This is a genomic window from Nonomuraea deserti (assembly GCF_004348685.1).
Classification (GTDB): Bacteria; Actinomycetota; Actinomycetes; order Streptosporangiales; family Streptosporangiaceae; genus Nonomuraea; species Nonomuraea deserti.
Genome location: NZ_SMKO01000016.1, coordinates 26,504 through 49,640, shown reverse-complemented (window position 1 = coordinate 49,640; position 23,137 = coordinate 26,504). Strand labels below are relative to the sequence as shown.

24 protein-coding genes, 1 tRNA gene and 2 riboswitches are annotated in these 23,137 nt (G+C 71.0%); of the genes, 16 read left to right on the top strand and 9 right to left on the bottom strand.

What is annotated here, in order from left to right:
• Window positions 1-9: 9 nt before the first annotated feature.
• Window positions 10-765 carry a hypothetical protein gene (locus tag E1292_RS09560; protein ID WP_132594153.1) on the bottom strand — a complete coding sequence of 252 codons (756 nt, stop codon included), beginning with the start codon at window positions 763-765 and terminating at the stop codon, window positions 10-12.
• Between the two features lie 60 nt (window positions 766-825).
• The gene (locus tag E1292_RS09555; RefSeq protein ID WP_132594151.1) at window positions 826-1,530 is read right to left on the bottom strand and encodes a FadR/GntR family transcriptional regulator; all 705 of its coding nucleotides are present in this window, start codon (window positions 1,528-1,530) and stop codon (window positions 826-828) included.
• Between the two features lie 124 nt (window positions 1,531-1,654).
• On the opposite strand from E1292_RS09555, the gene E1292_RS09550 reads away from it, so the two are divergent.
• From E1292_RS09550 to E1292_RS09535, 4 genes are all read left to right on the top strand, one after another.
• Window positions 1,655-3,025, top strand: coding sequence for a glutamine synthetase family protein (locus tag E1292_RS09550; RefSeq protein ID WP_132594149.1), 1,371 nt, complete (start codon window positions 1,655-1,657; stop codon window positions 3,023-3,025).
• 10 nt (window positions 3,026-3,035) lie between these two features.
• Window positions 3,036-4,382, top strand: coding sequence for an aldehyde dehydrogenase family protein (locus E1292_RS09545; RefSeq protein WP_132594147.1), 1,347 nt, complete (start codon window positions 3,036-3,038; stop codon window positions 4,380-4,382).
• An 8-nt stretch (window positions 4,383-4,390) separates the two neighbouring features.
• Window positions 4,391-5,155, top strand: coding sequence for a 3-oxoacyl-ACP reductase (locus E1292_RS09540; protein WP_220446747.1), 765 nt, complete (start codon window positions 4,391-4,393; stop codon window positions 5,153-5,155).
• Between the two features lie 228 nt (window positions 5,156-5,383).
• Window positions 5,384-6,118 (top strand): gamma-glutamyl-gamma-aminobutyrate hydrolase family protein, encoded by a 735-nt coding sequence (locus E1292_RS09535; protein ID WP_132594145.1) that lies wholly within the window; start codon window positions 5,384-5,386, stop codon window positions 6,116-6,118.
• Between the two features lie 6 nt (window positions 6,119-6,124).
• Here the strand turns inward: E1292_RS09535 and E1292_RS09530 are convergent, their stop codons facing one another.
• The gene (locus tag E1292_RS09530; protein ID WP_132594143.1) at window positions 6,125-6,955 is read right to left on the bottom strand and encodes a hypothetical protein; all 831 of its coding nucleotides are present in this window, start codon (window positions 6,953-6,955) and stop codon (window positions 6,125-6,127) included.
• 95 nt (window positions 6,956-7,050) lie between these two features.
• Window positions 7,051-7,148: riboswitch (glycine riboswitch) on the top strand.
• Between the two features lie 88 nt (window positions 7,149-7,236).
• A riboswitch (glycine riboswitch) is annotated at window positions 7,237-7,336 on the top strand.
• A gap of 34 nt (window positions 7,337-7,370) precedes the next feature.
• Between E1292_RS09530 and gcvT the strand changes: the two genes are divergently transcribed.
• From gcvT to E1292_RS09505, 5 genes are all read left to right on the top strand, one after another.
• A complete protein-coding gene (gene gcvT, locus E1292_RS09525) occupies window positions 7,371-8,456 on the top strand; it encodes a glycine cleavage system aminomethyltransferase GcvT (protein WP_132594141.1) in 1,086 nt (361 codons plus the stop codon).
• Window positions 8,453-8,842 carry a glycine cleavage system protein GcvH gene (gcvH, locus tag E1292_RS09520; protein WP_132594139.1) on the top strand — a complete coding sequence of 130 codons (390 nt, stop codon included), beginning with the start codon at window positions 8,453-8,455 and terminating at the stop codon, window positions 8,840-8,842. The genes gcvT and gcvH overlap by 4 nt, the downstream gene beginning before the upstream one ends.
• 72 nt (window positions 8,843-8,914) lie before the next feature.
• On the top strand, window positions 8,915-10,291 hold the full coding sequence (locus E1292_RS09515; protein ID WP_132594137.1) for an L-serine ammonia-lyase: 1,377 nt from the start codon (window positions 8,915-8,917) through the stop codon (window positions 10,289-10,291).
• A 48-nt stretch (window positions 10,292-10,339) separates the two neighbouring features.
• A complete protein-coding gene (locus E1292_RS09510; RefSeq protein WP_132594135.1) occupies window positions 10,340-10,600 on the top strand; it encodes a type II toxin-antitoxin system Phd/YefM family antitoxin in 261 nt (86 codons plus the stop codon).
• Between the two features lie 22 nt (window positions 10,601-10,622).
• Window positions 10,623-10,847, top strand: a complete 225-nt coding sequence (locus E1292_RS09505) for a Txe/YoeB family addiction module toxin (RefSeq protein WP_132594133.1) — start codon at window positions 10,623-10,625, stop codon at window positions 10,845-10,847.
• A 90-nt stretch (window positions 10,848-10,937) separates the two neighbouring features.
• Here E1292_RS09505 and E1292_RS09500 read toward each other — a convergent pair.
• A tRNA-Leu gene (locus E1292_RS09500) sits at window positions 10,938-11,020 on the bottom strand.
• A gap of 131 nt (window positions 11,021-11,151) precedes the next feature.
• Complete coding sequence (bcp, locus tag E1292_RS09495; protein WP_132594131.1) at window positions 11,152-11,625, bottom strand: thioredoxin-dependent thiol peroxidase; 474 nt, start codon at window positions 11,623-11,625, stop codon at window positions 11,152-11,154.
• Window positions 11,626-11,776: 151 nt separating this feature from the next.
• On the opposite strand from bcp, the gene E1292_RS09490 reads away from it, so the two are divergent.
• Window positions 11,777-12,112, top strand: coding sequence for a DUF3618 domain-containing protein (locus E1292_RS09490; protein WP_132594129.1), 336 nt, complete (start codon window positions 11,777-11,779; stop codon window positions 12,110-12,112).
• A 120-nt stretch (window positions 12,113-12,232) separates the two neighbouring features.
• Here E1292_RS09490 and E1292_RS09485 read toward each other — a convergent pair whose 3' ends face one another.
• Window positions 12,233-13,426 carry an amino acid deaminase/aldolase gene (locus tag E1292_RS09485; protein WP_132594127.1) on the bottom strand — a complete coding sequence of 398 codons (1,194 nt, stop codon included), beginning with the start codon at window positions 13,424-13,426 and terminating at the stop codon, window positions 12,233-12,235.
• Between the two features lie 137 nt (window positions 13,427-13,563).
• On the opposite strand from E1292_RS09485, the gene E1292_RS09480 reads away from it, so the two are divergent.
• The 6 genes from E1292_RS09480 (at window position 13,564) to E1292_RS09455 (ending at window position 20,090) form a co-directional block, all read left to right on the top strand.
• Window positions 13,564-14,163, top strand: a complete 600-nt coding sequence (locus E1292_RS09480) for a DUF6286 domain-containing protein (protein ID WP_132594125.1) — start codon at window positions 13,564-13,566, stop codon at window positions 14,161-14,163.
• Complete coding sequence (locus E1292_RS09475; RefSeq protein WP_132594123.1) at window positions 14,163-14,657, top strand: hypothetical protein; 495 nt, start codon at window positions 14,163-14,165, stop codon at window positions 14,655-14,657. The genes E1292_RS09480 and E1292_RS09475 overlap by 1 nt, the downstream gene beginning before the upstream one ends.
• 245 nt (window positions 14,658-14,902) lie before the next feature.
• Window positions 14,903-16,072: a sensor histidine kinase gene (locus tag E1292_RS09470; protein WP_132594121.1), complete on the top strand. Its 1,170-nt coding sequence runs from the start codon at window positions 14,903-14,905 to the stop codon at window positions 16,070-16,072.
• Window positions 16,073-16,085: 13 nt separating this feature from the next.
• Window positions 16,086-16,736, top strand: coding sequence for a response regulator (locus E1292_RS09465; protein WP_220446746.1), 651 nt, complete (start codon window positions 16,086-16,088; stop codon window positions 16,734-16,736).
• A 116-nt stretch (window positions 16,737-16,852) separates the two neighbouring features.
• Window positions 16,853-17,599 (top strand): ABC transporter ATP-binding protein, encoded by a 747-nt coding sequence (locus tag E1292_RS09460; protein WP_246090024.1) that lies wholly within the window; start codon window positions 16,853-16,855, stop codon window positions 17,597-17,599.
• Window position 17,600: 1 nt separating this feature from the next.
• Entirely contained in the window at window positions 17,601-20,090 is a 2,490-nt protein-coding gene (locus E1292_RS09455) for an ABC transporter permease (RefSeq protein ID WP_132594117.1), read from the top strand.
• Window positions 20,091-20,153: 63 nt separating this feature from the next.
• Here the strand turns inward: E1292_RS09455 and E1292_RS09450 are convergent, their stop codons facing one another.
• The 3 genes from E1292_RS09450 to E1292_RS09440 form a co-directional block, all read right to left on the bottom strand.
• Window positions 20,154-20,423, bottom strand: coding sequence for an SUKH-4 family immunity protein (locus E1292_RS09450; RefSeq protein WP_132594115.1), 270 nt, complete (start codon window positions 20,421-20,423; stop codon window positions 20,154-20,156).
• Complete coding sequence (locus E1292_RS09445; protein WP_246090023.1) at window positions 20,420-21,253, bottom strand: toxin glutamine deamidase domain-containing protein; 834 nt, start codon at window positions 21,251-21,253, stop codon at window positions 20,420-20,422. Before E1292_RS09445 ends, E1292_RS09450 begins: the two co-directional genes overlap by 4 nt.
• A gap of 191 nt (window positions 21,254-21,444) precedes the next feature.
• Entirely contained in the window at window positions 21,445-23,106 is a 1,662-nt protein-coding gene (locus E1292_RS09440) for a molybdopterin-dependent oxidoreductase (protein ID WP_246090022.1), read from the bottom strand.
• Window positions 23,107-23,137: the final 31 nt, after the last annotated feature.

Sequence of the window (23,137 nt, the reverse complement as noted above, 5' to 3'; positions counted from 1 at the left end):
CGCCATGTCTCAAGTATGCCGACGCCCGCGCCGCGTGGACGGCAGATCGTGCCGCCCTGAGAGGAACTCCTGGAAGGCGATCTTGACCCGGATCACCGGCCGCCGCCAGCGTTCCTCCCGGTGGATCGCCTTGGCCATCTTGCGCGGTGACTGCTTGGTGAAGAACCAATGGGCCCAGGGCGAGCCCGGCCGCGCCAGGCGCAGCGCGCCCACCAGCAGCATGGGCGGGACGAACAGCCCTGCCATCCCGGTCCAGATCTTGCCCTTGAGCAGGGTGACGACGGCCAGCGCCAGGTTGGCGATGATGAGCACGGCCGGGTTGAGCAGGGTGCCGTAGTCCCAGGTGAGCGGGCGCAGCCCCATGAGGAGCAGGCCGGTGACGGCGACCGCGATGAAGACGGCGTCCACCGAGGTGCGCCCCTCCTCTTCCCAGTAGACGTCGTGCAGGTGCAGGATCAGCGCGAACTCGTCCAGCACCAGCGCCGATCCGATGCCGAACACGCACGCCGCGGCCGCCGTGCCCACCTGTGACCCGGGCGAGACGATGAAGCCGGCGACCCCGCCGACCATCATCAGCACGACGCCGAACACGACGTGGTGGATGTGCATCTCGCCCACGCTCACGTTGCGGAACCAGCCGATCTTCGCCCTGATCAGGCGCACGTTGATGCGCGTGGCGATGAAGGCGACGATGAGCGCCACGAAGTAACAGAACAGCGGCAGCCGTCCTGTGGCGACGATGGTGTGCTGGAACCAGTTCCCCATGATGCTGGAACTGATGCTACGAGCCCGCGAGCCCCATATGCGCGTAACCGGCAGCGATCCTCAGGCCAGGAACGCGCGCAGGAGGGCCGCCGTGCCCTCCAGGTGCTCGGCCACCGCCTGCCGGGCGGCGTCGGGTTCGCCCGCCAGGATGGCGTCGACGATGGCCTGGTGCTGCACGGCGGCATGGTCGAGGTTGACCTGGAGCATGGGAATGGCGTTGAGCAGGTCGCTGACCCGCGAGCGGGCGTCGGCGCAGGTCGTGGCGAGCAGGGATGAGCCTGTCAGCTCGGCGATCGACAGGTGGAAGGCGGTGTCGAGCCGGCGGTAGTCGTCGAGGCCGGCCTCGTTCACGTCGGCGAGCCGGCGGACGAGCACCGCCCGCTGCTCCTCCGCCGGCCGGGACATCGCCAGCACCTGGGCCGCCCCGCACTCGACCGCGAGGCGGAACGTGAGGGCGTCCGACAGGTCGGCCATGCCCATCTCCTTGACGGCCTCGCGCAGGTGGCCGGCGTCCGGCTCGGGCGGCGCGTACGTGACGAAGGCGCCGCCGTAGCGGCCCCTGCGCACGTCGAGGTAGCCGGCGTCGGACAGCGCGCGGATGGCCTCGCGCAGCGTCACCCTGCTGATGCCGAGCCTGACGGCCAACTCGCGCTCGGGGGGAAGCTTGTCGCCCGGCGCGACCAGGCCGAGTTTGATCGCCTGGAGCAGGCGTTCCACGGTCTCCTCGAAGGCGTTGCCGGCCCGGACCGGGCGCAGCACCGTCATCAAACGTGCCGACTCGTCCAACGTGTCCTCAGGTCTTGACAAGGGATCCCGCCATACACATCAATGGTCTAAGACTAGCCCAATCAACGGGGAAGCGTGTCAGCGCAGATCGGAGCGGCGTAGCGTGAGCGATGGAGCGAGCACCGGATACCTTTCCGTCAGCGAGCTGCGCGACGAGGTGGCGTCCGGGCGGATCGACACCGTGCTCCTCGCGATCGCCGACATGCAGGGCAGGTTGCAGGGCAAGAGGCTGTCCGCGCGCTATTTTCTCGACGAGGTGCTGCACCACGGCTCCGAGGGGTGCAACTACCTGCTCGCGGTCGACGTGGACATGAACACCGTCGCCGGATACGCGATGTCGTCCTGGGACCGCGGATACGGCGACTTCGTGATGAAACCCGATCTGACGACGTTGCGCCGGGTGCCGTGGCAGGAGGGCACCGCCCTGCTGATGGCCGACCTGGCCTGGGAGGACGGCGGCGACGTGCCGCCCTCTCCGCGCCAGATCCTGCGCAGGCAGCTGGCCCGCCTCTCCGAGCGGGGCCTGGCCGCGTACGTCGGCACCGAACTGGAGTTCTGCGTCTACGACGACACCTACGAGGAGGCGTGGCAGCGCGGCTACCGCGACATGTCACCCGCCAACCTCTACAACGTCGACTACTCGCTGCTGGGGACCGCCCGCATCGAGCCCCTGCTCAGGCGGATCAGGCGGGACATGGAGGACGCCGGGCTCTACGTCGAGTCCGCCAAGGGCGAGTGCAACCTGGGCCAGCACGAGATCGCCTTCCGCTACGCCGAGGCGCTGCGGACCTGCGACAACCACGCCATCTACAAGAACGGCGCCAAGGAGATCGCCGCCCAGGAGGGCAGGTCGATCACCTTCATGGCCAAGCCGAACCAGCGCGAGGGTAACTCCTGCCACATCCACATCTCGCTCAGGAGCCTCGACGGCGACCCCGTCATGGCCGGACCGGGGCCGTACAAGCTCTCGCAGCTCGGCGCCCGATTCATCGCCGGGCAGCTGGCCTGCCTGCGCGAGCTCACCCTCCTGTACGCCCCCAACATCAACTCCTACAAGCGTTACATGCCGGGCAGCTTCGCCCCCACGGCGATCAAGTGGGGCGTCGACAACCGCACCTGCGCGCTCAGGCTCGTCGGCCACGGGCTGTCACTGCGGATCGAGAACCGCGTGCCGGGCGGCGACGTGAACCCGTACCTGGCGGTGGCGGGGCTGGTGGCGGCCGGGCTGCACGGCATCGATGCCGAGCTGCCGCTGGAGGACGCGTTCGAGGGCAACGCCTACGACTCGGGCGCGGAGACCGTGCCGCACACCCTGCGCGACGCGCTCCCCCTGTTCGAGGGGTCGGAGCTGGCGCGCGAGGCGTTCGGGGAGGACGTCGTCGAGCATTACGCGAACAACGCGCGCGTGGAGCTGGCGGCGTTCGACGCGGCGGTGACGGACTGGGAGATGTTCCGTGGTTTCGAGCGAATGTGACGGGTGACCGATGAAGATCGTCAATCCGGCGACGGAGGACGTCGTCGCCGACGTCGAGGCGGCCGACGCGGCCGAGGTCGACCGGGCGGTGGAGCGTGCCAGGAAGGCGTACGCCGCCTGGCGGCAGGTGTCGCCCGGCGACCGGGCGCGGCTGCTGAGGAGGTTCGCGGACCTGGTGGGCGAGCACGGCGAGGAGCTGGCGCTGCTGGAACTGGCCAACGCCGGGCACCCGATCGGCAACGCCCGCTGGGAGGCCGGCTCCGTACGCGACGTGCTGCACTTCTACGCCGGGGCGCCCGAGCGCGACCACGGCAAGCAGATCCCGGTGCCCGGCGGCGTGGACGTCACCTTCCAGGAACCGCTGGGCGTGGTGGGCGTCATCGTGCCGTGGAACTTCCCGATGCTGATCATGTCGTGGGGGGTGGCCCCGGCGCTGGCGGCCGGCAACACGGTGATCGTCAAACCGGCCGAGTGGACTCCGCTGACCGCGCTGAGGCTGGCCGAGCTGGCCTTGGCGGCGGGCCTGCCCGAGGGGGTGCTCCAGGTGCTGCCCGGGGTGGGGGAGGTCGCGGGCGCCCGGCTGGTGGAGCACCCTGACGTGGCCAAGATCGTGTTCACCGGCTCGACCGAGGTGGGCAAGGAGATCGCGGCCAAGGCGGCGGCCCAGGTCAAGCGGGTCACCCTGGAGCTAGGCGGCAAGTCCGCAAATATCATCTTTGCGGATGCCGATCTCGACCGAGCGGCACAAGCCGCCCCGTACGCGGTCTTCGACAACGCGGGTCAGGACTGCTGCGCCAGGTCCCGGCTGCTCGTCCAGGCAGGCGTGTACGACGCGTTCATGGAACGCCTCGCCGAGGCCGTACGCGGCGTCGTCGTCGGCGACCCCCTCGACGAGAGCACCGAGATGGGGCCGCTGATCAGCGCCGAGCACCTCGACCGCGTGCGCGGCTTCGTCCAGGAGGCCGCCCCCTACCTCCAGGGGTCGTGCCCCGGCGGCAAGGGCTACTGGTTCCCGCCGACCGTGCTCACCCCGGACGTCACCGACCGTACGTTCACCGAGGAGATCTTCGGCCCGGTCGTGTCGGTGACACGCTTCGACGACGAGGCGGACGCCGTACGCATCGCCAACGACACCCCCTACGGGCTGAGCGGCTCCATCTGGACCCGCGACGTCGGGCGCGCGCTCCGCGTGTCCAGAGCGGTCGAGGCGGGCGCGCTGTCGGTGAACTCCAACGCGTCGGTCCGCTACTGGACCCCGTTCGGCGGCTTCAAGCAGTCAGGGCTCGGCCGGGAGCTCGGCCCCGACGCCCTGGCGGCGTTCACCGAGACCAAGAACGTCTTCATCTCCTGGGAGTGAGGCAGCACGTGAAGAGATTGCAGGATCGGGTGGCGGTGATCACCGGCGCGGGTGGCGGCATCGGGCTGGCCACCGCGCGCAGGTTCGCCGACGAGGGCGCCAAGGTGGTCTGCGCGGACATCGACGAGGAGGCGGGCGTCAAGGCGGCGAACGAGGTCGGCGGCCTCTTCGTCAAGGCCGACGTGACCAGCGAGCACGACGTCGCCGAGCTGTTCAGCACGGCGTTCGACACCTACGGCAGCGTCGACATCGCCTTCAACAACGCCGGCATCTCGCCGCCCGAAGACGACTCCATCCTGGAGACCGGCATCGACGCCTGGCGCCGCGTCCAGGACGTGAACCTGACCAGCGTCTACCTGTGCTGCAAGTACGCCATCCCGTACATGCGGCGCCAGGGCAAGGGCTCGATCATCAACACCGCGTCGTTCGTGGCCGTCATGGGGTCGGCGACCTCGCAGATCTCCTACACGGCGTCCAAGGGCGGGGTGCTGGCGATGTCGCGCGAGCTGGGCGTGCAGTTCGCCAGGGAGGGCATCCGGGTGAACGCCCTGTGCCCCGGCCCGGTGAACACGCCGCTGCTGCAGGAGTTGTTCGCCAAGGATCCGGAGCGGGCGGCGCGGCGGCTGGTGCACGTCCCCGTGGGGCGCTTCGCCGAGGCCTCGGAGATCGCGGCGGCGGTGGCCTTCCTGGCCAGCGACGACGCGTCGTTCGTCACGGGGAGCGAGTTCCTGGTGGACGGCGGCATCTCCGGCGCCTACGTCACGCCGCTCTAGCCGCCCAGGATCACTGTCGGCGCGTGTTAGGCCCGCCGGGCCGGTCAGCGCGGGCCCGCCCACCATGTGGGTCCACGGGATGACCCGGCGCGGGCGCCCCCGCGGTGACCACGACCGCAGGAGAATGACAGACTGAACGCCCAACGGCGCTCCCGCCGAACAGCGCTCGTGATCTACACGGTTCCGGCAGGAGTTCCGCTGCTGTATCGGGCGGCTTGCCATCGCCTGATGCTTGACCACACGGCATCGGATCCGGCTCTGGGGGGCCTCGTGCAGCGTCCTGTCATCGGCATCACGTGCTACGTCGAGCCGGCGAACTTCACGGTGTGGGACGACATGACCGTCGCGCTCCTGCCGTACATGTACGTCGAGCGGATCGTACGCGCCGGCGGCCAGCCCGTGGTGCTCCCGCCGGCCGGTGACGCCGCGCAGGTGGTGAGCCGCCTGGACGGGCTCGTTCTGGCCGGGGGCGGCGACATCGACCCGGGGAGGTACGGGGAGGAGCCGCAGGAGCGTACCGGCTATATCCGGAAATTTCGGGACCAGGCGGAGTTTGCCGTGCTGGCCGAGGCCCTCGACGCGGAGCTGCCCTTCCTCGGCATCTGCCGGGGTCTCCAGGTGCTCAACGTCGCCCTCGGCGGCGGCCTCCACCAGCACCTGCCCGACGTGGTCGGCCACACGGAGCACTCCCCCGCCCCTGGGCGCTTCGGCCACCTGCCCGTCACCCCCGTCCCCGGCACCCGCCTGGCCAAGGCGCTCGGGACGGACCCCTTGACCGTGCCCCACTACCACCACCAGGCCGTCGACCGCCTCGCCCCCGGCCTCACCGTCACCGCGAGCGCCGACGACGGCACCATCGAAGGGGTCGAGCTCGACTCGGGGCCGTTCACCGTGGCGGTGCAGTGGCACCCGGAGGCCGCCGAGGACCACGCCCTCTTCGAGGCCCTGGTGGCCGCCTGCTGACGGGCGTCACCCGACCGGCTCGAGCACGTCCTCGATGACGACGACGTCCTCGCCGTACTTCTCAGCGAGCCGGTGGCGCAGTCCCTCGGAAGCCAGCCAGACCGCCACCTCCACCCTGTTCCGCATCACGTCGGTCGACGCCGAGACCAGCCCGGTTCCGGCCTCCTCCGCGGCCTCCTGCTGGATCGCCCGGAGCTCCGCCTCGCTGTGCCGCGCGCCGCTCACGCACAGCGCTCCGCCCCATACCTCGCGGATCCACGCCTCGCGCCCCGACAGGTCGCCGGTGGACTTCAGGTTGACCACGTACCGCCGCGCGTCGAGGACCTGTTCCCTGACCGGGTCCGGCTCAGGGCCCAGGCGGTCGATCCAGGCGCCCGCGAACGCCTCGGCCGTCCCGGCCCGCTCGATCGCCGCGTGCATGGTCCGTTCCGTCGTCTTCGCGGGATCGACGGGCCGCCAGCCGCCCTCGGGCTCGGGACACGCGCCGGCGAACCGGTCCCCCGGGGGATCCGCTTTCGGCGGCCCGGGCTCGCCGGGCGGCTCGGTCAGGGTCAGCCTCGCGCCGTCCCAGGTGCCGACCACCCGGTACGAGCCCCATTTCACGCCGTGCAGCGACTCGTGTTTCACCTGGTTCCAGTCCCAGCCGACGACGTCGGGGCCGCCGCACTGGGGAGGCAGCGACTCCGCCACCGCCATGCAGAGCTGCGGCCCGTGCCCGCCCCCTTCGAGCACCGTCACGCTGGCCTCGTAGCGAGCGGGGGAGGCGGCCTGCTGGGCGCCGCAGGACACGAGGGCCAGGGTTGCGGCGAGGCCGGCGGCCGCCGTTCGCGGGTTCACATCCCTATCCACGTTGCCGCCCCGGCGACGGTTCGCCGCGGAGCAGAACGCGACAAGACCCCCAAATCAGCACTAGGCTTGCTGGACATCACCGCCGAAACCGTGCGGGAGAGCACCCTGACAGCCGGTCAGGGTCCCTGAAGGAGCAAGCCCTCCCCGCGAACCTCTCAAGGCAAAGGACCGCACGGCTACCTGATAGGAAACCTGACCCAAGCGAGCTGCCGCCCGACGGTCGTGCCCGGCGCGACCGCAGCGGCGTCCACGTGGCAGATTCTTATGAGGAGGTGACCTCTGGAAAGCAGGCCTGAAGGGCCTCGCCGAAGGTGAAAGTCCGGCAAAACTCGGGCGAAGCTCTCAGGCATCGATGACAGAGGGGGAGGATGCTGGCATCCAATCCTGTCCTGAGGTGCGATAAATGTCCCGACCTACTCCGCTACGAGACGTACACGAGGGCCTCGGCGCCACGCTCACCGACTTCGCAGGGTGGCGCATGCCGCTCCGGTACGGAAGCGAGTCCGCGGAGCACAAGGCCGTCCGCGAGGCCGCCGGGCTGTTCGACCTCTCGCACATGGGCGAGATCTTCGTGACCGGGCCGCAGGCCGCCGCGGCGCTGGACTACGCGCTGGTCGGCCACCTGTCGGCCGTGACGCCCGGCCGCGCGAGATACACCATGATCGTCAACGAGCGGGGCGGGGTGCTGGACGACCTCATCGTCTACCGGCTCGGGGACGAGGAGTTCATGGTCGTGGCAAACGCCTCGAACTATGAAAAAGTCGGCGATGAGCTGAAAAATCGTGCCAAGTCTTATGACGTGGTGGTCGAGGATCGTTCGCAGCAGTATGCACTGATCGCGATTCAGGGGCCCCGCTCCCAGGAGATCCTCGCCACGCTCACCGACGCCGACCTCGCCGGGCTCAAGTACTACGCCGGGCTGCCGGGGCTGGTCGACGGACGGCAGGCGCTCATCGCGCGCACCGGCTACACCGGCGAGGACGGGTTCGAGCTGTTCGTGGCCAACCAGGACGCGGTGCCGCTCTGGCACACGCTCATGGCGGCCGGCGAACCGCACGGGCTCAAGCCCGCCGGCCTGTCCAGCCGTGACACTCTCAGGCTCGAAGCCGGCATGCCCCTGTACGGCAACGAACTGAGCGCCGAGCTGACCCCGTTCGACGCGGGGCTGGGCAGGGTGGTGAAATTCGACAAGCCGGGCGACTTCGTCGGCAGGTCGGCGCTGGAGGCGGTCAAGGACGACCCCCCGCGGCGCCGTCTCGTCGGTCTGGTCGCCCGGGGCCGCCGGGTGCCGCGCCACGGCTACCCGGTCACCAAGGACGGCGCCGTCGTCGGCGAGGTCACCAGCGGTGCGCCCTCACAGACCCTGGGCAAGCCCATCGCGCTGGCCTACGTGGACACCGGCGCCGACTCAGGCCTGGCTGTGGACATCCGGGGCAGCCATGAACCCATGGATCTGGTCGAGCTGCCCTTTTACAGGAGGAACAAGTGAGCAACATCCCTGAAGACCTGAGCTACACCAAGGAACACGAGTGGGTTTCCGGGGTCGAGGACGGCCTCACCGTGACCGTCGGCATCACGGCCTACGCCGCCGACGCCCTTGGTGACGTCGTCTTCGTGCAGCTCCCCGAGGTCGGTTCGATCGCCGAGCCGGGCGATTCCGTCGGTGAGGTCGAGTCGACCAAGTCGGTCAGCGAGATCTACACGCCCGTCGGCGGGGAGATCGTCGACATCAACCAGGCCATCGTGGACGACCCGAGCCTGGCCAACAGCGACCCGTACGGCGACGGCTGGATGTTCCGGGTGCGCATGGAGGGCGACCCGGAGGACCTGCTCTCCGCCGAGGAGTACGCCGCGCTCACCTCGGGCGAGTCCTGACCCCGCCAGGCCTCATCGGCTGACGCCGGGGCCCGCCTCCGGGCCCCGGCACTCATGAAGGGCGCATCATCAATGGCGATCAGCGTCTTCGATCTCTTCAAGATCGGCATCGGCCCGTCGAGCTCCCACACGGGAGGCCCGATGGCCGCTGCCCACAAGTTCGCCCGCGGCCTGCACGAGGACGGCCTGCTGCCGCGCGTGGCCCGGGTCGAGGCGATCCTGTACGGCTCGCTCGGCCTGACCGGAAAGGGCCACGGCAGCGACAAGGCGGTCCTGCTGGGCCTGTCCGGCGAGAAGCCCGAACTGGTCGACGTCGACGGCATCGAAGGGCGTCTGGCCGCGATGCGCGAGTCGGGCAGCGTCCGGCTGTACGGCACGCACGAGATCCCCTTCGTCGTCGGCCGGGACCTCGTCTTCGAACGCAAGATCTCGCTGCCCGAGCACCCGAACGGCATGCGCTTCACCGCCTACGACGCGGCGGGCGAGCGGCTCAGGGAGAAGATCTACTTCTCGGTCGGCGGCGGCTTCGTCGTGGACGAGAAGGCCACCGGCGCCGATCGCATCAAGCCGGACGACACCGTCCTGCCCTACCCCTTCACCACCGGGGAAGAGCTGCTCAAGCACTGCACGAACACCGGCCTGTCGATGTCCGCGCTCATGCTGGAGAACGAGAAGGCGTTCGGGCGCACCGAGGAGGAGGTCCGCGCTGGCCTGCTGCGTCTCTGGCAGGTCATGTCGGAGTGCGTGCGCCGGGGCATCTCCAAGGAGGGCGTCCTGCCCGGCGGCCTCAAGGTCAAGCGCCGCGCCAACCAGCTGCATCGCCGCCTGCAGTCCGAGCCGGCCGAGAAGGACCCGCTGCAGGCCATGGACTGGGTGACGTTGTTCGCGCTGGCGGTCAACGAGGAGAACGCCGCCGGCGGCCGCATCGTCACCGCCCCCACCAACGGGGCCGCCGGCATCATCCCGGCGGTCCTGACGTACTACACCCGCTTCGTCCCCCACGCGGACGAGGACGGCGTGGTCCGCTTCCTGCTCACGGCCGGCGCGATCGGCGTGCTGTTCAAGGAGAACGCCTCGATCTCGGGCGCCGAGGTGGGCTGCCAGGGTGAGGTCGGCTCCGCCTGCTCCATGGCCTCGGCGGGCCTCACGGAGGCCCTCGGGGGCACCCCGGAGCAGGTCGAGAACGCCGCCGAGATCGGCATCGAGCACAACCTGGGGCTGACCTGCGACCCGATCGGCGGGCTGGTGCAGATCCCGTGCATCGAGCGGAACGCGGTCGCCTCGAACAAGGCCATCACGGCGGCCAGGATCGCCCTGCGCGGCGACGGCCGCCACTTCGTGGCCCTGGACAAGGCGATCAAGACGATGCGCGACACCGGCCGCGACATGCTGGACAAATACAAGGAGACCTCACGAGGCGGCCTGGCCGTCAACGTCATCGAGTGCTGACGTCCATCGGGTGGTACCAGAATGTTGTACGACTCGACAGGAGGAGATGTGTCCATCACCGCCAGCGAGGCGCGGCGTCGCCTGTTTCCGCTCATCGAAGAGGTCAACAACGACCGCAGCGCCGTGGAAATCGTCTCCAAGAGCGGCAACGCCTACCTTGTGGCTGCGGAGGAATACGAAGCACTCCAGGAGACGGCATATCTGCTCCGCTCCCCCGCCAACGCACGCCGACCGATGGAGTCTTATCACGAGGCGGTCACAGGTCGCCACGAGCCGCACGAACTGCTGGACGACGAGGCAACTCGGTGAAGGTGGCGCTCACCAGCCAGGGATGGGAAGACTCGTCCACTGGCAGACAGCCGATCGGCTCAAGCGCATCAACCGGCTCATCGAGGACACCTTGCGCGACCCGTACGAGGGCATCGGCAAACCTGAACCGCTCAAGTACGCGCTGGCAGGTGCATGGTCGCGACGTATCACGGATGAGCATCGCCTGGTGTATCTCGCCGAGAGCGACGAGATCGTCATCTTGCAGGCCCGCTACCACTACGGCTAGAGGGCACGTGGATTGCCGATTGTCGAGAAATGCCGGGCCAAATCAGAAGAAAAGCAAGGTAGTAGGAAGAGCCCGATGGGCGCTCGCTTGTGCGGGCGGGGGGATTCGAACCCCCACGGTGTCTCCACCAACAAGACCTAAACCTGCCGCGTATGCCATTTCGCCACGCCCGCGCAGTCCCCGCCGAAAGCGGGCTTCAGACAGTTTAGCGCTCCGGGTGAGGACGACGCGCATCCGTGATGAACGCCGGCCGGAGAAGGGCAGGGGAAGGGCGCGGGCCCTTTCCGCGGGCCCGCGGGCGGGCTCAGGTGAGGCCCAGCTTCTTCTTCAACGAGGCCACGTGCCCCGTCGCCTTCACGTTGTACAGCGCCTGCTCCACCTTCCCGTCGCCGTCGATGACGAACGTCGAGCGGATGACCCCCACCATCTCCTTGCCGTACAACTTCTTGGGGCCGTAGGCGGCGTACGCCTTGTGGACGACGAGGTCGGGGTCGGAGAGCAGCGGGAAGGTGAGCGCGTCACGCTCGACGAACTTGGCTAGCTTTTCCGGTTTGTCCTTCGACACGCCGAGGACCACGAAACCCTCGGCCATCAACTGGCTGAGGTTGTCACGGAAATCGCAGGCCTGCTTGGTGCAGCCGGGCGTCATCGCGGCGGGGTAGAAATAGAGGATCACCCGCTTGCCGCGGTGGTCGCCGAGGGAGACGGTGGTTCCGTCGGCGGCGGGTAGCACGAACTCGGGCGCGGCGTCGCCGGGCGCGAGCTTGGTCTCTGTCATGGGCCCTCCTGAGTTCTTCCCGCAAACCTACCGGCCTGGCCACCGTGCCGTACGGCCTGCCGACCTGACAGACTGATCACGACCACTACGGACGGAGCCCGCACGGCACACGAAGCGGGCTCGGCCACGCGTACGGTCGAGAGGAGACGCCATGGCTGACACCGATCCCGACGAGCTGGAGCGGCGGATCGCGCGGACGCGCGCCGAGTTGGCGCAGACGGTCGACGCCATCGCCGACCGGGTGAGCCCCAGGCGGGTCGCCGAACGCACGGTGACCGACGTCAAGAGCAGGGCGGGGCACTTCGTGGCGTCCGTGGGCGACGCGCTCGGGGTGGCGCCGCGTTCGGTCGCCCACCACGACGATCCCGAGCGGGCGTGGGAGGAGGAGCGGCCCGACCTGGGTCCCGTTCTGATCGGGGTCGGGGCGGTGCTGGTCGTGGGGGCGGCCATCGTGCTCTGGCGGCGAGGCCGCCGGCAGCGCGCCTGACACTCCGCACGCCTGCCGAGGACACCCCGCGCCCCGACACTCCGCACGCCGGCCGAGAACGCCCCGCGCGCCCGACGTCCCGCATGCCTGCCGCGGTCCCGGTGCGCGTGACGCCGGAGGTCAGAGGAAGGTCCTGCCCTCGCCTCTGTACGTCGGCACCGATCCGGCCAGGGTGTCCCCGTCGACGAGATGGAGCGTGTCGAACCGCTCGCACATCTCGCCCGCCTTGGCGTGCCTGAACCACACCCGGTCGCCGATCCGCAGGTCCTCGGCGGCCTGGCCGAGCAGCGGCGTCTGCACCTCGCCCGCGCCTTCGTCCGGGGAGAAGCGCAGCCCCGCCGGCAGGTACGGCTGCGGCAGGCGGCTCCTGCCGGCCGCTCCCGAGGCCGGATAGCCGCCCCCGAGCACGGTCGCGATGTCCGGGGCCGGGCGGCGTACGACCGGCAGGGCGAAGAGGGCGGCCGGATGGCCGGTGAAGCCGCGGTAGAAGTCGAACAACCTCGGGTGGAAGAGACCGGATCCCGCCGTCACCTCCGTGACGGCCTTCTCGCGTACGGTGCGCTCGACGGAGCCGGTGCCGCCGCCGTTGACGAACTCGAGGTCGGCGACCCTGCGGACGGCGTTCACGACGCGGCCGCGCCTGAGGATGAGCTCCCGGGCGGAGCACGCCTGCATGACTCTGACGGCACGGGTGAGGAGGGCGTTGCCCGGAGGGTCGTCACCGACTCCGGCGATCTGGGCCTCGTACGCCAGCAGCCCGGTCAGGCGGAGCCCCGGGCGTTTGGCGATGGCGGCGGCCAGGTCGGCGGCCTCCTCGGGCCCGCGGATCGGGGAGCGGAGAGCTCCCGCCCGGAATTTCCCGCCCAGGGCGACGTATCCCGCGTCGATGTCGAGGCAGATCCGGAGCTCGGCCCGGGGACGCACTCCGTCCACGGCCGCCTCGATGAAGTCGAGGTGCGCGAGCGAGTCGACGGTCACGGTGATGCGCCCGGCCGCGACCGCGTCCCCGGCCAGTTCGGCGAGCGCGTGCCGGTCGGCCGTCGGGTAGGCGACGAGGACGTCGGCGCACCCGTGCCCGGCCAGCCACAGCGCCTCGGGCAGCGTGAAGGCCATGATGCCCTGGAAACCGTCCATGGCCAGGATGCGTTCGAGCAGCGGCCGGCTGCGTATCGACTTGCTCGCCACCCGGATCGGCTTGCCCGCCGCCCGGCGGACGAGGTCCGCCGCGTTGGCCCGCATGGCCGCCAGGTCGAGGATCGCGAACGGAGGCTCGAGCGCCGCAGTGGCGCGATCATAGCGCTGGCGGGCATCCATACCAGCAGCGTAACGACATATCAGGCAAATGAATATGAGCGGCTTTCATATTAGTCCTCGTCCCCGTAATGATCGGGCAAATCGGCGGCGAGGGCGCGGTTCAGGTCATGCGGCCCCCTGTACGTCTGGTCCTTGTGATGACCACGCTTCAGCAGATACTGCCCGGCGCCGCCGCCACCCCACGGCTCACCGGACTGCGCAGGGCGAACAGGGCACTCAGGCCGGCCAGGACCGCCCCGGGTGCCGTCGTGGCGATCGCACTGACCGCCGGGATGGGCATGACCGCGGCGGAGCTGGTGTCGGGACTGCTCGGCGCGCCGCTCGGCTGGGTGCCGGTGAACGAGGTGGTGGAGCTGGCGGGCAGGACCGCGTGGCCGAAGTTGTCCACCGCCGCCCTGGTCGTGGCGGGCGCCGGCGTGCTGATGGTGCTGCTGGCCGTCGTGCCGGGCAGGTCCAGGCTGGTCGCGGTGGAGACGTCCGACCCGCTGATCGTCATCGGCATCACCCGCTCGGGCCTGCGCCGTACGCTCGCCGCCGCGGCCCAGCAGGTGGCGGGCGTGGAGAAGGCCCGGGTGCGGCTCCGCAGGCGCACCATCGAGGTCACCGTCGTGACCGACGCGGAGAGCACAGGCGCGATGCTCAGGCAGGTCGGCACCGCGGTGGGCGACCGGCTGGCGGGTGTGGGCACGCTCGGCACCGGCGAGGTCGTGGTCCGGCTGCGCAGGAAGGCGCTGTGATGCGTCAGTACGCCGGCAACCGGGTCGGGCTGGCGGTCGCGGGCACCGTGCTGGCGGGGCTGGGCGCGTACGCGTGGTTGCGCGGCGAGGGCCGCCTCTCCGACCTGCCGCCCAAGGCGAAGGTCCTGCCGGCGCAGCTCCACCGGACGCTGGCCGAAGAGCCGTGGAGCATGTGGCTGCTGGCCTTCGCGCTGGTGCTCCTGTCGCTGGTCTCGCTGCGCTGGCTGCTGCTCTGCCTGGGCTGGGGCCGTCGGGGCACGCCCAACGGCACGGGCACCGCCATGCTGTTCGTCGGGCTGAAGAACGTGGAGGGCCTGGGCAAGGCCAGGGTGCGGGTCGGCGATGACGGCCTGCGGATCAGCGTGACCTGCCCGTCGGAGGCGGACATGGGCGCGGTGGTGGGCAAGCTCGACCAGGACATCGTGGGGCGCATCCGGCGTGAGATCCGCGACGACGAGATGAGCACCGTGGTCCGGCTGCACGTCCGCCGTTAGTGCCCGGCGGGTCCGGCTACTGGGTCGCGCGGCGTTTCCTCGTCACCGCGCGACCCGGGCGTCTTGATCATGATCCGCCATCACGATCTCCCTTTACTCACCCACGAGGGGCGCTCCCGATGACCAAGGATGCCCGATCAGGCGTAAGCCGAGCGTAAGAGGGCGGTCGCGTCAGACCTGGGTCGTACACGTACTTCACTCTTCAGGCTGACCAAGGCCCCACTATAGGTACATATCGTGAGGATGTGTTCGGGAGCGTACGGGAGTGGTCGAGGCGCCACGAGAAGTTGGCCGCCGTCCTGCGGGTGGCGCCGCTCGGCGCGTTGTGCCTGCTCACGGCGGTGCAGTACGCGGGGCGTGACACGCCGGGCGGCGGTGTACACCTCGGCGCGGCCTGGTACGCGGGCATGTCAGCGGCGCTGGTCGTCCCGCTCGTGTGGCGTGACCGGCCGCGCATGTCCTTCGCGATCATCGCGCTGGTCAGCTTCTTCCAGTGGCTGGCGGACTTCGGCCCGATGCCCGCCAACCTGGCGGTGCTGATCGCCCTCTGGGGCGTGGCCTACCGGTGCTCGTTCCGCTGGGCGCTGGGGGCGCTCCTCGTGGCGGAGGTCGGGGTGCTCCTGCTGCTGATCGACTTGCTGGTGCCCACGTCCGGCATGTTCTTCAGCGCTTCGATCCTCGTGGTCACGATCTGGCTGACCGGCCTGTACGCCAGGACGCGCAGGCACTATCTCGAAGGGCTGGAGGAGCGCGCCGAGCGCGCCGAGCGCGAGCGGGACCAGCAGGCCAGGATGGCGGCCGCCGCCGAGCGCGCCAGGATCGCCAGGGAACTGCACGATGTCGTGGCGCACAACGTCAGCGTGATGGTGGTGCAGGCCGACGGCGCGGGCTACGCCCTAGACAACGATCCCGAGCAGGCCCGCCTGGCCGTCATGACCATCTCCAAGACCGGCAGGGCCGCCCTCGCCGAGATGCGCAAACTGGTCGGGGTGCTGCGCGAGAACGAGAGCGCGGGCACCGACTACACCCCGCAGCCCGGCCTGGACGAGCTGGAGAAGATGGTGCGCGAATCGGCCGTGCCCGCGCGGTTGCGCGTCGACGGGGCCCCCGCCGAGCTGCCCGAGGGCCAGCAGCTCGCGGTCTACCGCATCGTGCAGGAGGCGCTGACCAACGCGCTCAAACACGGCGGACCCGGCGTGCGGGCGGACGTGGAGATCGACTTCACCGGCCCTGACCTGCTCGTACGCGTGACCGACGACGGCCGGGGCGCGGCGGCCCCGACCAGCCCCGGCGGGCACGGCCTGATCGGCATGCGCGAGCGCGTCGGCATGTACGGCGGCGCGGTCTCGGCCGGCCCCCTGCAGGGCGGCGGCTTCGAGGTGCTGGCCCGGTTGCCCATGGCTGAAGCGGCGTAGAGGAGGCGGCCGGGTGATTCGCGTGATGCTCGTCGACGACCAGGAGTTGCTGCGGGCCGGGTTCAGGATGGTGCTGGGGGCGCAGCCCGACATCGAGGTCGTGGCGGAGGCCGGCGACGGGGTCACCGCGCTGGAGGTCCTCGAGGCCACCGAGGTCGACGTCGTGCTCATGGACGTGCGCATGCCCCGCATGGACGGCGTCGAGGCCACCCGGCTGATCGAGGGGGCGAAGGTGCTGATCCTCACCACGTTCGACCTCGACGAGTACGTGTTCGCGGCGATCAAGGCGGGAGCCGCCGGGTTCCTGCTGAAGGACGTGCCGCCGGCCGACCTGGTCAACGCCATCAGGCTCGTGCACGCGGGCGACGCCGCGGTGTCGCCGCGCACGTTGCGGCGGATGCTGGACACGTTCGCCGCGCAGCTCCCGAGCCAGGCGCCGGCCGCGGCGGACGACCTGACGCCGCGCGAGCGCGAGGTGCTGCTCATGGTGGCGCGCGGCCTGTCCAACGGGGAGATCGCGGCCGGGCTGGAGGTCGCGGAGGCGACGGTGAAGACGCACCTGGGACGGGTGCTGGCCAAGCTGGGCCTGCGGGATCGGGCGCAGGTGGTGGTGTACGCGTACGAGGCCGGGCTGGTGATGCCGTCCCATCGGCCGAAAGGCTGACCGGGGTCATCTGCGGGCGCACCTGAAGTCCCTCCTCAGGGCCCATGGATCCCGGAATCTCCGCCCCTAGCGTTGGTCGCGTTCGAACCCGCCCCCCGCAGGGAGAAGGAGTGAAGGTGACGCTCACCGAACGCCAAGCCGCGACCGCCGTCGTGGCCACGGATCTGACCAAGGTGTACGGCCAGGGCGACGCCCGGGTGCACGCCCTGCGCGAGGTGAGCGTGACCTTCGCCACCGGGGCGTTCACCGCCATCATGGGGCCGTCGGGCTCGGGCAAGTCCACGCTGATGCACTGCCTGGCCGGCCTCGACACGGCCACGTCGGGCACCGTGCACCTCGGCGACGTGGAGCTGACCGGCCTGTCCGACCGGCAGCTCACCCTGCTGCGCCGCGAGCGGATCGGGTTCGTCTTCCAGGCGTTCAACCTGCTGCCCACGCTGACCGCCGAGCAGAACATCCGTCTCCCCCTGGAGATCGCCGCCCGCCAGGCCGATCAGCCGCTGTTCGACCGGGTCGTCGAGACCGTCGGGCTGACGGACCGGCTCTCGCACCGGCCGGCCGAGCTGTCCGGCGGCCAGCAGCAGCGCGTGGCCGTGGCCAGGGCGCTCATCAGCAAGCCGCAGGTGATCTTCGCCGACGAGCCGACGGGGAACCTGGACTCCCGCAGCGGCGCCGAGATCCTGTCGTTCCTGCGCACGTCGGTGCGCGAGCTGGGCCAGACCATCGTCATGGTCACCCACGACCCGGTCGCGGCGTCGTACGCCGACCGCGTGGTCTTCCTGCGCGACGGCGAGCTGGTCACCGAAATCGCCGCGCCGACGCCGCAGACCGTGCTGGACACGCTCATGAAGCTGGAGGCGTGAGGTGCTGAAGACGGCTCTGGCCGGGCTGCGCGCCCACACGCTCCGGCTGCTGCTCACCTCGCTGGCGATCATGCTGGGCGTGGGGTTCATCGCGGGCACGTTCGTGCTGAACGACACCGTCGAAGCGGGTTTCGCCCAGCGGGTCACCGCCGACGCGGGCAAGGTGGACGTCGCCGTCCTGCCCAGGGGCGCCGGCTCCGTGCTGCCGGAGCGCGTGCTGGAGCGGATCCGGGCCCTGGACGGCGTGGCGGAGGCGCAGGGCCTGGTCCGCGGCGCCGCGCCGCTGCTCGGCAAGGACGGCAAGACCGTCGGGGCCCTCCCCACCACGGCCATCTCGATCGTCCCCGGCCCGCTCGACCGCGCCGACATCGTCGCCGGCACCGGGCCCGGCACCGACGACCGCGCCGCCGTGCTCGACGAGAACACCGCCAAGGCCCAGGGTTTCCGGCTCGGCGACACCATCACCGTGCTCGACGCCGGGAAGGCCGAGCACCGGTTCAGGCTCGTCGGCCTCCTCGACACCGGCGTGGACCAGGAGCTCTCCTTCACCGGCGCGGTCGGCTTCACCACGGCCACCGCGCAACGCATGACGGACGCCAAGGGCTACCGCGAGATCGACGTCGCGGGCTCCGCCCCCGGGCTGAAGCAGGCCGTCGCTGCGGCCGCCGGCGGCGCGTACACCGTCAAGACCGGCGACGAGCTGGCCGCCGACCTGGCCAGGGCGGCCGGGGTGGAGACGCGCATGTTCACGCTGGGCCTGCTGCTGTTCGGCGTCGTGGCCATGATGGTGGCCGCGCTGGTCATCTACAACACGTTCAACATCCTCGTCGCCCAGCGCACCAGGGAGATGGCGCTGCTGCGGTGCATCGGCGCCACGCGGGGGCAGGTGTTCGGCTCGATCCTGCTGGAGTCGGCCGTCGTGGGCGTGCTCGCCTCCGCGCTGGGCCTGCTGCTCGGGTACGGCCTGGCCACGCTCACGCTGACGGTGCTCGCCGCGCTCGACGTCCGGTTGCCCGCCGACGCCGCCGTCACGCTCTCACCCGTCACCGTGGCGACGGGGCTGGCCGTCGGCCTGGTGGTCACGGTGTGCGCGGCCCTGCTGCCCGCCAGGTCCGCCACCCGCGTCCCGCCGGTCGCGGCGCTGCGCAGCCAGGCCGAGGAGCAGACGTTCCGTGCTGGCCTGCTGCGCGGGCTCTTCGCCGCCTTCTTCCTGGTGGCCGGATCCGCCGCCACCGCCGTCGGCGTGTTCGTCCTCGAACCCGGCCAGGAGATCTCGCTCCTCGTCGTGATGGCCGGCGGCTCGCTGACGTTCCTGGCCGTGCTGATCCTCGGCCCGGTGCTGGTCAGGCCGTTGAGCGCGCTGGTCGGCTGGATCCCCGGCAGGCTGTTCGGGGTGCCGGGCCGCCTGGCCGTCGGCAACTCGGGACGCAACCCGAAGCGGGCCGCGACCACCACGGTCGCGCTGACGATCGGGGTGACGCTCATGACGCTGATCTCGGTGGTCACCGCGTCCACCAGCCTGACGATGACGGCCAAGCTGGACGAGCAGTTCCCCATCGACTACATGCTGACCGACCAGAGCCGCGACTCCGTCATCCCGAGGTCCGTCGCCGAGAGCCTGCGGGGCACGCCGGAGCTGGCCTCGGTGGTGCAGATCCGCCAGGCCGAAGCCACGATCGGCGGCCGGCACGTGATCACCGGCACGTTCCGCGGGCCCATCGAGCCCTACGTCACCGCAGGCTCCATGGCGGGCTTCGGCGCGGGCCGGGTGGCGTTGCGGGACAGCGTGGCCGAGGACCTGGGCGTGCAGGTCGGCGACACGGTCCGGCTCAGGACCACGGAGGCCGGGACGGTGCCGCTGGAGGTGGTCGCGCTGCTCGACGGGAACCAGGGGACGCTGCCGCAGGTCACCGTGCCGGAGACGGCCTTCGACAGGTACTTCGGCGCGCTGCCCGACGCGCAGGTGATGGTCCGCATCGGGGACGGCGTGCCGCCCGAACGCGCGCGCGAGGTCGTCGACGCGGCCGCGGCGCCCTATCCGACCGTGAAGGTGTCGAGCTCGACGGAGGTCCGCGGCCAGTTCGACGAGACGCTGGACATGCTGCTCACGATCATCACCGGCCTGCTGGGGCTGGCGATCCTGATCTCGTTGCTGGGCATCGCCAACACGCTCTCGCTGTCGGTGCACGAGCGCACCAGGGAGTCGGCGCTGCTGCGGGCTCTGGGCCTGACCCGGCGGCAACTGCGCGGCATGCTGTCGGTCGAGGCGCTGGTGCTCGGGCTGATCGGGGCGCTGGTGGGCGTCGTGCTCGGGGGCGTCTTCGGGTGGGCCGCGATCATGGCCATGCTGGACGGCGCCGTCCTCTCGGTGCCGGTCGCGCAGATCGTGCTGTACGTGGTGCTCTCCGGCGTGGCCGGGGTCCTCGCCGCCGTCCTGCCGGCCCGCCGCGCCGCACGGGCGTCGATCACCGGATCCCTCGCCACCGGCTGACCCGGGTTTGCCGGGCCCTCGGGCGGACGCCCGCGAACCACACGAGGGCCGCCATCCCGGGGTTCAGCGGGGTGTGCGGCCCGGCCAGAGCTCGGCCACCGTCTCCGGGTCGAGGAGCGGCCGGGCCACCACCTCGCCCGTGGCCCGGTCGATCACGATGCACCCGCCTCCGACGACGTCCGGCAGCCTGGCCGGATCGTCGGGGTCGAGGTCCCGCACCCAGGCGACGTAACCCGCGTCGAACCCGTACACCCCCACCGGCACCGCCTCGTCGGGCGGGAGCACCCCGTTGAAGTACTCCTCCGCCAGCGACCTGGCCTGATCCAGGTTCATCGCGGCCGCCCCTGCCGGTCGAGCATCAGGCAGAACACCCCGGTCACCGTCGTGTACGGCGGCTCGACGGACATGTGCCCCCGCTGCGCGTCGATCCAGATCACCTCGCCGTCGGCGTTGACCGCGTTCCAGGCGTGGGAGCCGCCGCCGGGCCAGCGCACCACGATGACGGCGCTCGCGCCGTGCCCTGCGTCGAGCAGCCGCCGCGCGATCAGCGGGTAGGCGTGCCGCCCCTGCCCCGCGTACTGCAGGCGGTGGCCCGCCCACCGCTCGATCCTGGCCGTGCTGCCCCGCTCGCCGGTCAGCACCGGCCGGCCGATCCTGTCGTACTCGGGCAGCCGTGGCGCGGCTGTCGCGGGCTCGCCGTGCCAGGTGGACAGCACGGCCAGCGCGCAGTCGGCGGCGTTGGAGGCCCGGAACGGGTCGTCGGCGGGCCCGCCGCCGTTGATCAGCCGCACCCAGGTGCCGCGCGGGTCGGGGAAGCGGGTGCCGGGCGGCAGCGACTCGGCGAGGTCCCGCTCGACCTGCGGGTCCGGCCTGGCGAGCCCGCCCGGCACGCCGTACGGCCGGCAGTCGGCGAGCCTGGGCGGCCGCCGCGGCCGATCGAACCAGTCGAGCTCCGGCGGCTCCGGGCGCTCCGCGGGCTCACCGAGGTCCTCGGGCTCACCGCGCTCCCCGAGTCGCGTGGGCTCCCCTGGATCGGCGGTGGCGGGTCCGGGGTGTTCGCGCTCCGAGACGGCCGGGGTCGCAGGGGCAGAGCCGCTGTCAGGGGGCGCTTCACCGGCCTCGGCGGCCCGCTCGTAATCGAGCCACCGCACCCCTTCGGCCACCACAGGGTCATAACGCCCATCTGGAAGGACCCACCGGACACTCGGCTTGCGCTCGCGGAACACGGCCTGCCTCCTGTCATGCTCGACGACCGATCGTAGGGGCGTGGCCACGCCAGGGAGGTGAAGTCAGGCAGATTGACCGCCAGAGTTCCCTTCTCTACCTGGGCAAACAGAGCAAACCCTGACAAGGATCAGACGACGTTCACCGTGATCGTGTGCCAGCCCGTCGCGCCGTCCGGCGCCACCGGCGCGAGTTCGCCGGTCTGGGTGTAGCCGGAGGCGTCCGTCGCGCGCACCTCGATGCGGCGCTCGCCCGGCCTGGCGTCCCAGTCGATCGACCACTGCCGCCAGGTGTCGGGCCCGGGCACCTCGGCCAGCTTCGCCTGCCTCCACTCCCCGCCGTCGAACCGCACCTCCACGGCGTCCACCCCCGTGTGCTGCGCCCACGCCACCCCGGCGACCGTGTTCCGCCCTGGCTTCAGCGTGTCCGCGGTCTTGGGCAGGTCGATGCGCGACTGCGTCTTGATCGGGCCCCTGGCCGACCATCCGCGGGGCGTCCAGTACGCCTGGTCCCTGTCGAACCGGGTCACCTTGATGTCCACGACCCACTTGGTGGCTGAGACGTACCCGTACAGACCCGGCACCACTTGGCGCACGGGGAAACCGTGGTCGACGGGGAGCACCTCGCCGTTCATCGCGACCGCGAACAGCGCGTCGCGCCCGTCCATCACCACGTCCACCGGAGTGCCGCAGGTGAAGCCGTCCGAGGAGGTGGACAGGAGCATGTCGGCGCCGGACTGGAGCCCGGCCTGGCGCAGCACCTCGGCCATGCGCACGCCCAGCCACCGGGCGTTGCCGGCCAGCGAGCCGCCGACCTCGTTGGAGACGCAGGTGAGAGTGACGTCCGCCTCGGTGAGCGGCATCTTCAGCAACTCCGCGTAGGTGATCTCGACGGGCCGGTCGACCATGCCGTGGATGCGCAGCGTCCAGTCGTCGGGATCGACCTGGGGGACGATGAGCGCGGTGTCCACCCGGTAGAAGTCCTTGTTGGGCGTGATGAACGGCGACAGCCCGCCGATGCGCAGGTCCGCGCCGGCCGGGATCGGCCTGGCCGGGGTCGCGGGCTTCGGCAGGGCCACCCCGGCCCGCGCGACGTCGACCGTCTGCCGCCCTCCGAGCGTCTGCCCGAGCACGTAGGCGGCCCCGGCGGCCACCACGCCGCCGGCCGCGCCGGTCAACAACCGCCGGCGGTCGAACTCCGGCGGCTCCCCCGCGACCCACATGACGGCAGGCCGCTCCACGGCGCCTGCGTCGCCGCTCCCGGCACCACTCCCCGGGCCGCCCGGCGTTGCGGCCCTGGCGGGCTGCAGGGGTGGCGGGGCGCCGACCGCGTGGACGGGGCCGGCGTCGCCGGTCGCCCGCCGCACGAGCCACGCCAGCGCCCAGGCCCCCGCGCCCACGCCGGCCAGGGTCGGGAACGCGTCCAGCACCCCGGCCTCCGGCCGGGTCAGCACCGCCAGCAGGCCCACCACGCCGAACACGGCCAGCCCCGCGAAGCCGTAGGAGAGCCGGCGCAGGGCCAGCATCCCGATGAGCGGCGCGACCCCGAAGAGCACCACCACCAGCACGCCACCGACGAGAACGGCCTTGTCGCTCTCGCCGAACGTCCTGATCGCGAAATCCTTGACCGGCGCCGGCGTCAGATCGACCGTCGCATCGCCCACGGCGAGCACGGGAAACGTCTCAGGCCCGACGAACGCGGCCACGAGCTGCGCGATCCCGAGAGCCACGCCCCCCGCGACCAGCCCCAGCAAACCCCTGGCCCAGACGGGCACCACCGAATTCCTCTGCACGTCTCGACGGTACGCCGCCCCGTGCCCGGCG

Bases quoted from the DNA above. Each gene is read 5' to 3' on its own strand.
- E1292_RS09545 (WP_132594147.1), top strand. From the start codon at position 3,036: ATGAAGATCGTCAATCCGGCGACGGAGGACGTCGTCGCCGACGTCGAG.
- E1292_RS09450 (WP_132594115.1), bottom strand. From the start codon at position 20,423: ATGAACCTGGATCAGGCCAGGTCGCTGGCGGAGGAGTACTTCAACGGG.
- E1292_RS09515 (WP_132594137.1), top strand. From the start codon at position 8,915: ATGGCGATCAGCGTCTTCGATCTCTTCAAGATCGGCATCGGCCCGTCG.
- E1292_RS09535 (WP_132594145.1), top strand. From the start codon at position 5,384: ATGCTTGACCACACGGCATCGGATCCGGCTCTGGGGGGCCTCGTGCAG.
- E1292_RS09555 (WP_132594151.1), bottom strand. From the start codon at position 1,530: ATGACGGTGCTGCGCCCGGTCCGGGCCGGCAACGCCTTCGAGGAGACC.
- E1292_RS09505 (WP_132594133.1), top strand. From the start codon at position 10,623: ATGGGAAGACTCGTCCACTGGCAGACAGCCGATCGGCTCAAGCGCATC.
- E1292_RS09560 (WP_132594153.1), bottom strand. From the start codon at position 765: ATGGGGAACTGGTTCCAGCACACCATCGTCGCCACAGGACGGCTGCCG.
- E1292_RS09485 (WP_132594127.1), bottom strand. From the start codon at position 13,426: ATGGATGCCCGCCAGCGCTATGATCGCGCCACTGCGGCGCTCGAGCCT.
- E1292_RS09480 (WP_132594125.1), top strand. From the start codon at position 13,564: ATGACCACGCTTCAGCAGATACTGCCCGGCGCCGCCGCCACCCCACGG.
- gcvT (WP_132594141.1), top strand. From the start codon at position 7,371: ATGTCCCGACCTACTCCGCTACGAGACGTACACGAGGGCCTCGGCGCC.
- E1292_RS09475 (WP_132594123.1), top strand. From the start codon at position 14,163: ATGCGTCAGTACGCCGGCAACCGGGTCGGGCTGGCGGTCGCGGGCACC.
- bcp (WP_132594131.1), bottom strand. From the start codon at position 11,625: ATGACAGAGACCAAGCTCGCGCCCGGCGACGCCGCGCCCGAGTTCGTG.
- E1292_RS09490 (WP_132594129.1), top strand. From the start codon at position 11,777: ATGGCTGACACCGATCCCGACGAGCTGGAGCGGCGGATCGCGCGGACG.